The 11,881-nt window shown below is 67.0% G+C and carries 8 protein-coding genes; 3 read left to right on the top strand and 5 right to left on the bottom strand.

The window, feature by feature from the left end; translation table 11 throughout:
- Positions 1 to 252: 252 nt before the first annotated feature.
- Together Q333_RS0101855 and Q333_RS0101850 are read right to left on the bottom strand one after the other, a co-directional pair.
- Entirely contained in the window at positions 253 to 1,512 is a 1,260-nt protein-coding gene (locus Q333_RS0101855) for a type II toxin-antitoxin system HipA family toxin (RefSeq protein WP_029415051.1), read from the bottom strand.
- Positions 1,509 to 1,811, bottom strand: a complete 303-nt coding sequence (locus Q333_RS0101850; protein ID WP_245591458.1) for a helix-turn-helix domain-containing protein — start codon at positions 1,809 to 1,811, stop codon at positions 1,509 to 1,511. Before Q333_RS0101850 ends, Q333_RS0101855 begins: the two co-directional genes overlap by 4 nt.
- 390 nt (positions 1,812 to 2,201) lie before the next feature.
- Here Q333_RS0101850 and Q333_RS0101845 point away from each other — a divergent pair, with 390 nt between their 5' ends.
- Positions 2,202 to 5,042, top strand: a complete 2,841-nt coding sequence (locus tag Q333_RS0101845; RefSeq protein ID WP_029415049.1) for a hypothetical protein — start codon at positions 2,202 to 2,204, stop codon at positions 5,040 to 5,042.
- A gap of 377 nt (positions 5,043 to 5,419) precedes the next feature.
- On the opposite strand, the gene Q333_RS0101840 is transcribed toward Q333_RS0101845, so the two are convergent.
- The 3 genes from Q333_RS0101840 to Q333_RS17215 all read right to left on the bottom strand — a co-directional run bounded on the left by Q333_RS0101840 (position 5,420) and on the right by Q333_RS17215 (position 9,468).
- Positions 5,420 to 7,633: an SGNH/GDSL hydrolase family protein gene (locus Q333_RS0101840; RefSeq protein WP_029415048.1), complete on the bottom strand. Its 2,214-nt coding sequence runs from the start codon at positions 7,631 to 7,633 to the stop codon at positions 5,420 to 5,422.
- Between the two features lie 135 nt (positions 7,634 to 7,768).
- Positions 7,769 to 8,755 carry an MBL fold metallo-hydrolase gene (locus tag Q333_RS0101835; RefSeq protein WP_245591460.1) on the bottom strand — a complete coding sequence of 329 codons (987 nt, stop codon included), beginning with the start codon at positions 8,753 to 8,755 and terminating at the stop codon, positions 7,769 to 7,771.
- 221 nt (positions 8,756 to 8,976) lie between these two features.
- On the bottom strand, positions 8,977 to 9,468 hold the full coding sequence (locus tag Q333_RS17215; protein WP_084175664.1) for an RNA polymerase sigma factor: 492 nt from the start codon (positions 9,466 to 9,468) through the stop codon (positions 8,977 to 8,979).
- 108 nt (positions 9,469 to 9,576) lie between these two features.
- Between Q333_RS17215 and Q333_RS0101825 the strand changes: the two genes are divergently transcribed.
- Together Q333_RS0101825 and Q333_RS18020 are read left to right on the top strand one after the other, a co-directional pair.
- Positions 9,577 to 9,750 (top strand): helix-turn-helix domain-containing protein, encoded by a 174-nt coding sequence (locus tag Q333_RS0101825; protein ID WP_245591457.1) that lies wholly within the window; start codon positions 9,577 to 9,579, stop codon positions 9,748 to 9,750.
- A gap of 1,324 nt (positions 9,751 to 11,074) precedes the next feature.
- Positions 11,075 to 11,770, top strand: a complete 696-nt coding sequence (locus Q333_RS18020) for a sugar transferase (protein WP_407059709.1) — start codon at positions 11,075 to 11,077, stop codon at positions 11,768 to 11,770.
- The last annotated feature ends 111 nt before the right edge of the window (positions 11,771 to 11,881 follow it).

Raw genomic sequence — 11,881 nt, 5'->3', positions numbered from 1 at the left:
CGGAGGGCACACCCCCATGAGCACCCTGCACCTCGGCGTGAGATTTTGTGCTTCGTTGCCCAAGAGCGGACGTCGTCGACGGCCGCTCAGAGCCACGAGCGGACCCTGAAACACGCGGTCACCGAAAAGTCCGCACCGAACACACAGGGGCCGCTTCGGAGGTTCGGCTGGGCTCGAAGCCTGAGTTGTGCGCTTCCACCGAACCGGGCTCTGGCGCCCACCGAAAGAGGAGCCAGTCTCAAACTCCTCGACCTAGCGACCCTCGAAATCGGCCCGGACGCGCGCCATGGCTTTGGCGATGCGCGCCTGCGAGGCGGTCGTCACGCCGCTGGCCACCGCGAAGACCGTCCAGTCGGACACGGCGGCACTCACATCGTCGATCATCGCATGCACGCTCTTCGCGCCAATCCCGTGCCGGGCGCCCAAGGCCAGCACATGTCCGCGCCCCGGCCTGCGACCTTCGCCCTCGATGTCGAGGTAATGCTCGCCTCCCGGACCTGTGGAATGCGTCAGGTCATAGGCCGGGGCCAGCGTCCAGTCTCCGGCGGCGTCCATGAGATAGGCGTGCTGGCGCGTATGGTCGTCGCGATTGCACGCCAGCACATTGAAGAGCATGCGCCGGAAGGCCTGATCGACATCGCCCGCCTGGCGCGTGATGGCCCGTGTGGCCCTCAGATAGGTGTCGTAGCTGGCCGACGGACGGTCCCAGGGGGCCTCGACCGCGCCGGCCAGGGAAACCATATGCAGCCGGCCTCCTCCGGACGGCCGGTCGAACCGCCGGGTCGCGAAATAGGGATGGCCCTTTCGGGCCGGTATCAGCCGATGCGGGCTCATGACGATCCCGGCCGCCGCGGCCATGTCGGCATAAGCCGCCTCGATCGGACCGATGTCGTCCGGGTCATCCGGCGCGCGGAACTTGACGATCCAGGGCTCGAACCCGGCGGGCGCCTCGCCGTCCCCGATCGCGACCTCGCCGGCGGCGTCGAACCCGATGTGCACCTTGGGTCGCGCCCCCCCCGAGCCCCCGCCCAGGCGGGTCAGGGTGTCCGCCAGGGCGGGCGCTTCTCCCTCAAGCACGGTCATGGTGGCGGCGGCGAGGTCATCCAGATCCAGGGTCTCGACCGGGTCCTGAGGCGTCGTCGCGGGCCTGAACACCAGGGCCCCCCGGCCCTGATCACCGACCAGGGCCAGACGATCCAGCGGCGTCAGGGTGGTGATGTCGACCTCTGCCCTGGCCAGCCGCCGCCGCATGAGCAGCTGGCCCCAGCCGTCGGGCAGACTGTCGGCGAGAAAGCCGTGGAGCCCATCGAACGCTCGCGTCCGGGCGGCGTGGAGTCCGGGCGTGGGAGGATAGGTGTCCAGGGCGGCGACCGGCAGGCCGGTCGAAATCACCTCGCGTGACCATTCCAGCTGCGCCAGACCGTCCGCCATCGCCAGCCGGGCCACCGGCAGCCGCGTCGACGGGCTCCAGGCGAGCGACACCGACAACGGAACCCCAAGCGCCAGCCTCACGGGCGCGGCCTGCGGGGTGCTCGCTGACGCCGGACCGGCGCGGCCTGGGCCTGCCGTTTGAGGAGTTCGTCGAGACTGGACGCTGGTGGCAGGGGAAAGAGACCCTCCAGGCCCTGCTCGCAACGCAGGACGATGGCCACATTGGCCAGGGTCGCGGTCGTCGCCTGGCCGTCGCGCTCCAGCCGGCGCAGGGTGCGCAGTCCGATGCCGGCCCGGCTCGCCGCCACCTCCTGGCTCAGACCCTGCGCAATCCGCCGGTCCCGGATCGCGGCACCGAGCTCCGACAACAGTTCGGGCACCGTTTTCAACACCGGCAATATCTGGCCGGTTATCAGCTTCCTGTCAAGATAAGCGGTCGTTTTTGGCCTCCCCGCCCTCGCCCCTTCACACCCAGCATGACTGTACGCACTCCGGAAACGACTCCTGGTCGCGTAGCCGGGACAAGCGACGGCTCAATTACAGGTTGAACGTCATTTCACGACACGGGTCGCGTCGGCCGAGGTCCGGCTGTCTGGCCGTCTTCGTCCGGGGCCAGACCAAGGGTCGACCATCGGAGCCGGTACGGCACCCCACAGAGGCGGCCCGACACCCGCAAATGCCGTCAGACTGGGGTTCCCCTGCGGGATGCAGAGCGGTTCCCTTGCGCCCCGCATCCTCTAAAGGCGAAGGTTGGGCACGGGAGGGCGTCCATGACCTGGCGGCTTGCGATCACGGCGGCGTCGACGGTGGGGGTCTATGTCCTGCTCGTGTCCGGGTTGTGGATGATGGTCGAGACGCTGGGACCGGACGCCAGGGCCTTCGTCACCCGGCAATGGGCCGCCGGGATCGCGGACACGCTCCAGGCCGCCGCCTCGGTCGGGAGCGAGGGGTCAATGCTTCGCGACGGATTGATCCGCCTTGCGGACCTGGTGCGGCACCATCCCCAGCTGGCGCCGGCCCTCACGCTCGCCATCCCCGGGTTGGCCACGCTGTGGCGCGTCCTGCGTCCCCTGATCAACTGGCTGACCGTCGGCCCGCCAAGCTTTCTGAGCCAGCGGGGGCTCCACGACCAGGCCGCCCAAAGTCAGGGCGGACAGGGACGCGCAGCCCTTGACGGTCAGGCCGCACAGCAGCGCCTTCTCCAGTTCGCTGACGGCGAGGCGCCGCGGACGCCGGTCCGGTCCTTCTACGGCCTGTTCGGTCCCGACCACGAGACCCTCGGGGCGACAGCCGCGCCCTGGCTCCTGGGCCTGCGGCGCAAGGGCTGGCACGTCGGCTATCTCACGCGCGACATCCCGATCCGTTGGGTCCCGCGGCGGCGCACCGCCATCGTGGTGCGTTGCGCCAGCGATGAAGAAGCGCTGCGCAAGCTCGAGAGCCTGCGCGACATCCTGGTCGAGCGACCGGGGGGCCCGCGCGTTCGCGTGCTTTTTCTGACGCCGGGCGATCTGCCTCGGGCCGGCGAGGCCGACGCCCACCGGCGCGTGCTGGAAGACCTGGAGCCTGTGCTGTTCCGACCCTCCGCGCCCCCTGCCGCGCCTGTCGGGTTGAGCAGGGCCGGCCGGGCGAAGTCCGAAGGGGCTGAAGGCGAGCCTGAGACCGCACCCTCCCGCAGAGCCCTGCCAGACGGCCGCTTCCTGCGCATCGCCAGCGACGATCCCGTGCGCGAGGCGAGCGGCCTTGTTGAGCGGGCGGTGGCCGTCTTCGGCGCCGAGGGCGACGCCCTCCTCCTGCTGACCGCGCTCTGGGCCCCGCTGTCATCGCTGATGCGCGCCGAGCTTCTGCCGGGCACGGGGGACAAGGAGAAGCTGAAGAAGACCTTCGCCCTGCCCTGGGACCGGTTGAACCGCGCCCTGCCCCGGCTCAGCGAACTCGGCCGGCCTGTCCTGCTGCAGTGCCTGGATCGCATGCCGGCCGCGGATCGCGCGGGCCTTCTCGATCGGGTGTGTTCATGCTGCCCGAACGCCACGATCGAAGCCCTGTCGGATGTGTTCGATGATCTGGCTCTGGACGCGGTGCTCCATCGGGTCGCCTGGAAGGACGACGGGGATCCTCGCAACCTGGAGACCTCCGACGCGGCGCTCCTCACCCTGCGCGCGGCCTTCGAGGCCCTTGACCTCGATGGGGTGGCGGAACGGCGGTTTGGCGAGGTCTATCGATCGATCCTCAGACAGGCCTTTGACGAGGCGATGGCACAGGCGCGGTTGGCCGGAATCCGCCGCCTCCGCCAATGGGGCGGCGACCCGGACCGAAAGGCCGAGGCCGATCGCCTGGTCGCCCTCGCCGAGACGGTGGACCTGCCGTGGCCGGAGGGATCGGAGGCAAAGGTCGATCGTCTGGACACCGACGTCTCGCGCCTCGACGCCCGGCGGACCGGCCACGTCCTGGGACGGGCGGCGGGGGGACTGGTTCCTCACGGGATGGTCCGGGCGCAGTTCCTGATCAACCACCGCCTCAGCGCCCTGGCCCCGATGCTGGTTCTCCAGGCCGAGCCAGATGAACGCCGCGCCCTGATGGGGTTCTACGCCCGCCATCGCCCGCCGATGGCATTGAGGGACGACCTGTCGCTCGTGGCCGTCTGCACCGCCTGGCACGATCACCCGACCGCCCTGGCGCGGCTGATGTCGGTGCTGTTCGACTGGCAGATCGCGCGGCGGACCGATCCCCTGCCGGCAGACCTCGAGCCCCTCGTCGAGCGCATCGCGTCTCTCCCGGATGACCCGTCCGATCCCCTCTCCGACGGACTGGGCGCGCTCGCCCTGCTCGCCCGTCTTCCCCTTGAACCGCCGGAGGAGGACGAGGACCTCTGGGCCGAGGCGTTGGCCGAACACACCCCCCTCCTGGATCGGCTTCTGGAGGGAGCCGAGGCCCTCTCGCGACACATCGCGGTCATGGCGCTGCACGTCGCCTGTCGGGCGCTGGATGGGGATCGACCGCTGTTCGTCATGACCTCCGGGACGGTCGAACGCCTGATCGGGCTCGTCTCGGATCCCCGCACCCCGTCGGCCACCTGGCGCAGGGCCGCCGAGGTGCTGGCCAAATCCGCCGCCGGACCGATCGGGACCGACATGATCTATGCCTGGGCCGTGTTCGCGGACGGTGGGGATGCCGCGCCGTCGTTGTCGAAGAATCCCCTCCTCGAGCCGGATCGGCTGCAACCGGCCCTGGTCGAGGCTCGCCGTCGCCTGTCGGAGCGGGACCAGAGCCTGCCCACCCGCGTGGCCGCCGGTCTGCTGATCCTGGCCGTCCATGAGGACGCCCCGAGCGCGGCGTCGGCGGTCGCGGAGGGCGCCCTGGCGTCGTCGCTGCATTGGGACCGACGCGCCAACCTGCTGGTGCGCCTGGCCCAGAACGGCAGCCCGGCGGCCTTGGACGCCCTGCTCTGGATGGCCACCCGTCCCGGGCGGGACGCGCCGGGCTGGGCCATGTTGGCGCTGCTGGGCGTCGGCGCGCTCGATCGACTGTCGGCCCGGCTCCACGACATCGATCCTGTCGGCGAGTTGGGACTTCGGCCGCTGCTGGAAGCCGGTGGCGTCCCCATCCGAGGCTGACGGCCACCAGAGCCTCAGCCTTGCCCAAGTGTTTCTCCCGGGCCCTGAGCGGGACGGTCCGTCCGTCCGAGCCCAGACCGACCAGGGCCCGGATCCATCCTGGATCCGTGGCGCAGACCTGGACAGGGATCGTGCGGCCAGGCCCAGCCGTTCACGGCCCCGTCGGGGCCCATGACCCGATCCAGGCTCAGTTCGCTCCAGTGACCCGCAACGGGGTCAGCGACCTCGTCGGCCCTCGTGGCGGACACCCTTCTGGGTGCGACGCCGTCCTCCGATGTCCCGCGCTCAAACCCGATCGAACAGGCCGCCCTCCCCGGACCGGAGGGCTCGTTGCGGGACGCGGGCGGCGTATCGCCCGAGGCTCCCCACCGAGGTGGTCAGGGAGTGGGAAGGCCGTGGGTGACGTGTCGATACCCCCAGAGACCGGGATCGCAGACCGTGCGGGCCTGCAGGCCCTCCTCCGGCGCTGCCTGCACGCGTGCGGTCAGGGTCGAACCCAGGGGAAGGTCGGACCGGACCCGCGCGATCTGTGTCAGGATGGCGGAGGCGTAGTTGCAATGACCGAACAGGTTGGGATGGACGGGACCGGTCGTTCCCAGCGACCCTGGCCGGGACACCATGCGCTCCAGGGACTCTCCCCGGTCGCTGTCCCGGCGCAGCTCCCGCACCGGAAGACCAGCCCTTGAGGCGACGCAGGGTCCGGCCTCGGGATAGGTGACGAAACATGCCCGCTGGGCGTTCCAGACCAGGCGGGTCCCGACCGGCAGGTCAAAGGGATTGTCGTCCTGCAGGATCGACAGATTGCCGACCGGGCGGCCCTGGTCATATCGGCGTCCCTGGTCCCAGTAGGAATCCACCAGGGTGTTGTAGAACCGCTGATGGCTACAGTAGCCGTGGGTCCTGCCGTTGCGCACATGGGTCGAGACCGTGCGCCAGCCATGTCGATGGGCGGCGCGGTCGATGGCTCCGTTCAGCGGATTCAGAAAGCGTTCATCGGCGGAGCCGGACGCTGAAGCGTCAATGCCGATGTCCGGTAACCAGGCCAGCACGCCTGGGATGAGGCCCGGCCGACCGTCGAAGGGCGCGTCCTGGCACCCCACGGCCTGCTCCGGGGCGGCCTGGCCTGCGGCGACCCCGTTCGGCTCGCGCATGACGAAGTTCGGATAGTGGGTCAGCATGACCTGGTCCGGCGCGGCGACAAGTGGTCGAAGCGAGCGGGCCAACGCGTCGTACTGTCCGTCGAGCCGGTTGTGTCGCGCCGGCTCGCCCCCCTGGGCCCGGATCCGATCCTCCACCCGCGCCGTCAGACAAGGGAGCGGCTCCAGTCCCGCGCAGGAAACCCGCCGCGCCGTCTCGGCCCAGCTGGCCTGGTCGAGGGACGCATAGGGCCGCCAGTCCTCGATCGGTCCGCTGTCGGCCGAACGCCAGGCGCGCAGGTCTTCCGGAGTGCCCCAACGGCCGCCCGCCAGCGCGTTGACGATGCCCGCGAAGCCGATGTCATTGCCGCCGATCGAGATCAGGACGAGGTCCGGCTGAACCAGTCGGCCGTCAACAGTGAGATCGGCCTGGGCCTGCTCGATCTGCGCCGGCGGGACGTCCTGCCAGGCTTGGTCCGTCTGGTTGGCGGGCCGCGTCGTGACGACCCGGCGCGCGTTGAAGGCCTCGTCCTTAATGTTGAACTGCTCATACTGGGCCTCAATGTCGGCAGCCGTCTCCAGCTGGGCCCAGGGCGTGACCAGTCCATCGGCGATCGAGGCTCCCGAGCATCCGTAGTGCAGCAGCGTCACGGACACGTGGGGATTGGTGCGGGCGAGCGTCGCCGCCGTCAGGGCAGGCCCTGACATCAGCGAACGATGGCAGCGGGCGTCCAGCCAGGCGGCGGGATGGCGCGGGGAGAACAGGCGCCAGAAGCGCCACTGATGATGCGGATTGCCTTCTCCGGCGGAGAAGGAATCGCCCAGGGCGACGATCAGGATGTCGCGGGGTTCCACGACGGCCTGGCCCGACGCGCCGTCGTCCGACCGGGTGACCGAGACCAGATATCGTTCGCCAAGGTTCGTGGTCAGCCTGCGCTCACAGGCATCTTCCGTGATTTCTCCTTCGATGGTCCAGAGGCATCGCCGCTCGGTCCCTCCGAAGCGCAGAACGACCTCCCGTGTCCGGTCCGTCAGCCAGTCGCCCCCGCCCGACCGACAAAGGCCGGACGCTGCGTCGCGACAGCGGTAGCTGTTGGTGCCGGGGTCATAGTTGACGCGGTAGTTCTCGGGCAGGCAGCGCGTGGGCTTGTCGTCCACGACCGGACAGTGGACAAGGTCGGTGTTGCGGATATTTGGGCGGATGCCGCTACGAGGTTCGGCCTCGAACCAATGCTCGTATTCCTCGATGTAGGCGGCCAGATCGGCCTCGTATCGGGCCTCTTCCGTCTCGCCGGCCAGGAGGCGATTGCGGTTCACGATCTCCCAGCTCAGTTCCGCCGTCGAATGACCGGGCGCGATGCTCTCCATCTCATGAAGCATGGGCCCGGTGGTGACGCAGGCCGAACAAAGCCCGGCCGCCAGGACGACCCCAACCCAACGTGCCCATAGGGTCATGACAACCTCCGCTTTTGCTCAGGCTATCACCTCAACCTATTTTAGCAACCGCTGTTATGCGATGCCCGGTCCGCAGCCTCGCGGGACCGCGCGCCCCCAGAGAACCGCGTGTCGGGCTCCGGGCTCCCCGCCCCCTCAGGCCGGACAGGATACCGGATCCGGACCCGGCACGCGCGTGAGGCCGGTCGCCGCCGCGAGGTCGATCGTGTCGAACCGCTCCAGGCGCTGATAGCGGACGCCGTCGCGCCGGGCATAGGCTTCCAGCCGGGCGAGGCCGAGATCGACGCGGTCCACCAGATAGGGCATGGCGCGCAAGGGTCGGTCGAGCGGCTCGAAGAAGTCGTCCCAGTGAATGGGCACGACCAGCCTGGCCTCCGTGTGCCGGACCGCCCGGCACCACAGCCGCCGGGCGAACGTCTCGTCCTGCCGCCCCAGCCGGCCGACGCCGAGGAACACGACATCCGCACGGACGCCCTCGAGGTCGGTCTCGCGCAGATGGGCGGAGGGCACGACGAGCACGCGCGCCAGGGGATGTTCGATGAGGAAGGACTGGTTCTGCCCCCCCCGGTAACGGAACACCCGCGCGGGGGTGTCAAACGTCTCGGCGATCTCGCCGGAGAGCCGCTCATCCGGCGAATGCGGGGTGGCAAAGGCCCGGACGCGATACGGTGGCAAGGCGATCAACGCATTCGTCAGGACCCGCCGGCGATCCTCCGCCAGCCCAGAGTTTTCCATCAACCGCACGACCGACGACGAGCCATAGACGGGCACGTCGAGACGCCGGGAAAGGGCGGCAGCATCCATGGCGTGGTCGTGATGTCCGTGAGCGACGAGGATCGCCAGCGCCCTGCCGCGAACCGTCCGCTCGATCACCGCCTCCATCACGTCTTCCCCGCTCCGCAGCGGCCGAAGCAGAACCGAAGCGGCCGACGGGCGGCTGACGAAGCCGTCGACGACGATCGAGGACCGGCCATCGTCCAGCACGAGGGAAGACACGCCGAGGAACGTCGCGGACAGCCCGGCCCCCTCCCCGGCCGCGAGATCGGGTGCGAGCGCGGGAGACCCGAGGTCCGGCCGCGGCAGCCAGCTGGTGCACGCCCCAACCGCTGACAGAAAGACCACGGCCGCCAAGCGCGCCGCCCACCGCGATCCGCTCCCTGTCCCGTCCCTCAGCCCGCCAAAGGGTCCGCTGACATCCGGCATTCTGGCGGTCCGATCCTCGCAATGCAGCCCGGTCCGCCGGGGCCGGGACGACTGCGGCGGGCCGGACCTGCCGCAAGGTCGGGGTTGGACAGCGGCTCCCTAGCCTGCCACCGAACGACCCGGGCGCAAGCCAGCTATTGTCATTTCCTCAGCTCCGCCGCGCAGTGGGCCAACGCCTTTGTCATCCGCCACTCCACCGTCTTGACACTGATGCCCAGCCGCTCGGCGATCTCGGCATTGGTCAGGCCGGTGAAGCGGGAGAGAACGAAGACCTCTCGAAGAGACGGAGCCATCGCGGCAATAACCTGCTTGAGGTGAAGGACGGCCTCAGCCTGCTGAAGGGATGCCCCGGGGCCGGCCAATTCGCCAAACAGCGCCTCCGAAGGGTGCCGCGCCCGCTTCCGAAGCTCGTCAACTGCCAGATTGCGCGCGATTGTAGCCAAAACTGCACGCGGTGAGCGGGGAGATATAGGAGCGGTAGAAGCCACGAGGCGTGCCCAGACCTCCTGAGCCAAGTCTTCTCCAACACTCGCACCGTGGATCCTGACAAGGCGTCTGCGAAGCCAATTGCCGTGATGCTGATAGGCATCAGCGAATGAACTCCATGACGCCTGGACTCTACGAACTGACATCCCAACCTCAGCGAGGCAACATATTGCTAGTTGTATAGCACCTTCCAAGCTGAGGCCAGTCGTCCGACCGATGGCTTCATGGACTGGAAGCGACGCGTTGGAGAGAACATGCTGCGGCTGCGTAATGCACGCGGTTGGTCGCAACAGGCTCTGGCCGGAGAAGCGAACCTCTCGTTGCGCTATCTGGCTGGTGTTGAGCGCGGGGAAGAGAACCCGAGTTTGGACACGCTCATCGCAATCGCCGACGCCCTGGCCGTTTCGCCGGCCTCCCTATTCGAATGAAAGCCTTCTAGGGCCGGTCTACGGAGGCTCTCGGCGAGCTCCGTGGCTTAGGCCCTGCTCTCGCTGATCAACATCGACACTACCTTCACACGTCAACTTGATCACTTATTGCCTTAAGTCGCCGGCTCTTGGGAGAATTCGTGGGAAAGCGTGGGCATTCAATGTAGACAATGCTCAAATGTAACAGGATACCGTACTGTAGACGCAGCGGCCACGACAACCTTCGAACCAGCGCCTTGGCACGAAACCGTCAAAGGGCAAGACGGGCCAGAGAGACCCAAAACAAAAGGCAGAGCCCCACTACGAAACCGCAGGCCGCAATCAAGCCGCCGAGTCGCAGAACTCGATGTTTCTCGGGCCCGCCTCGCTCGAACATCGCTGCGAGGCGGGCCTGCAGTTCCAGAGCAGGTGAGGCTGAACCCGCAGGGCCAATTGCGGGACCAGCATCCTGAACCATGTTGACAACCTCGCTGCCAGCTGCGGCACCCCTTGGGGAGGTCGCCTTCGACAATGCAGAAGCCTTCATGTTTGGATCCTCGCGCGCGTTAGCTGCTAGGAAGACACAATCGGTTTAACGCCAAGTTGAGCTGTCACCGTCACATCGTTGTGATCGGCAAACCCTACACATGGTCCAGCGAAGGACAGATGCGAAGGGCCAGAACGAAACGATGGCAGGATGTCCATCTTGAGTTGAGTATTGACGTAACCCTAGCGTTCTCGGAAGAGGGGCCGTAGGATAATGCTTATGAATGTTGACGTCAGCACCGAGCGGACGACACAACAAGGGAAACCAACCCTTACGCATCCTCGTGTGGTCGCGAACTTAGCTGCGACCGTGCTCATATTTGTCTGGATGACAGTAAGCGTCTTGCTGATCCAAGGGCCTGTAACGTGGCTAACCACTCCCGAGTACTCGATCCACCTCGCCTTGAACTTGGCCTGCATGGGAGTATGCGTTGCCTATGCGGGGCGGCTGCAGGGCGGCCTCGATGAAAAGATCGTTCAAGCCCTCCTGTCATCCATCATTGTCTTCGGCCTATTTGCTTTTCTAATCCTGGCCGGACGCCTGTTCTTTTCCCGGTCCATGCTCATCGTTTGCGTTTCCGGTGCGGCACTCGCCAGCACGCTGGTTGTGCTGATCCGTCACAAACTGAGCGGGCGGCGGGTTGCCCTGGTAGCGCCGCTGCTGGGGGACCATCGAAGCCCCCCCAACCTCGGAGAACTGGTCACTGATCCGTCAGCGGATCTCAGACGGTTTGACTTTGTACTCGTATCGTTTGCAGAGCCAGTCAGTGCCGAATGGTCCAAAGCCCTGTCGCGCGCGATGCTGGCTGGATGTAAAGTGCGCCACGTCGGCGAGTATCTGGAGGAACTCAAAGGGGCAGTTACGGTCGAGCACTTCGAGCTCGATCACCTGCCTGAGAACGGCATCGCCTCCTACAAGGCACTCAAGCGGGCGCTGGATATTGGTCTGGTGATCTTTCTTCTGCCGGTCGCACTCCCGGTCCTAGCAGCTGCGGGCCTGCTGATTGCTGTTTTCATGGGAACGCCTGTGCTCTATCGGCAAGAGCGCATCGGTCTCGGCGGTGAACCGTTCACCATCCTGAAACTGCGAACGATGAGGCCTGAGAGACCGGGCGAGGCCGTGGCCGCCGCCATCGTCGGCGACTCCCGGATCACTCGCCTCGGCAGGGTCCTTCGGCGTTTTCGCATCGATGAACTGCCGCAATTGTGGAACGTCCTGCGCGGGGACATGAGCCTGATCGGTCCCCGGCCAGAGGCGAGACCCCTGCACGAAGCCTACTTGGCTCAACTTCCGAACTATGCCTACCGCTACCTTGTCAGGCCTGGGATCACCGGCTGGGCTCAGGTCTCGGCACCGCCATCGGTTAACTCCGATGAGGCTCGCATCAAGCTTACCTTTGACCTTTTCTACATAAAGAAACTTAGCCTCTATCTCGATCTGCTGATCGTGCTACGGACCTTCTGGACCTTGGCTGCAGGTGGCGGGGCCCGGTAGGGTCAAGACCCATTCGTGTGAGGCGCAGGATCTGGTTCACACGCTTGAGGACCGTGACCGTAGATCATCTATTAACGTTCATTTCATGATCATTTGTACTCTGTTGCTATC

The organism is Brevundimonas bacteroides DSM 4726, from assembly GCF_000701445.1.
Lineage (GTDB): Bacteria > Pseudomonadota > Alphaproteobacteria > Caulobacterales > Caulobacteraceae > Brevundimonas > Brevundimonas bacteroides.
This window is presented reverse-complemented; position numbering and strand designations above follow the sequence as displayed.

Bases quoted from the DNA above. Each gene is read 5' to 3' on its own strand.
- Q333_RS0101845 (WP_029415049.1), top strand. From the start codon at position 2,202: ATGACCTGGCGGCTTGCGATCACGGCGGCGTCGACGGTGGGGGTCTAT.
- Q333_RS18020 (WP_407059709.1), top strand. From the start codon at position 11,075: ATGCTGGCTGGATGTAAAGTGCGCCACGTCGGCGAGTATCTGGAGGAA.
- Q333_RS0101840 (WP_029415048.1), bottom strand. From the start codon at position 7,633: ATGACCCTATGGGCACGTTGGGTTGGGGTCGTCCTGGCGGCCGGGCTT.
- Q333_RS0101825 (WP_245591457.1), top strand. From the start codon at position 9,577: ATGCTGCGGCTGCGTAATGCACGCGGTTGGTCGCAACAGGCTCTGGCC.
- Q333_RS17215 (WP_084175664.1), bottom strand. From the start codon at position 9,468: ATGTCAGTTCGTAGAGTCCAGGCGTCATGGAGTTCATTCGCTGATGCC.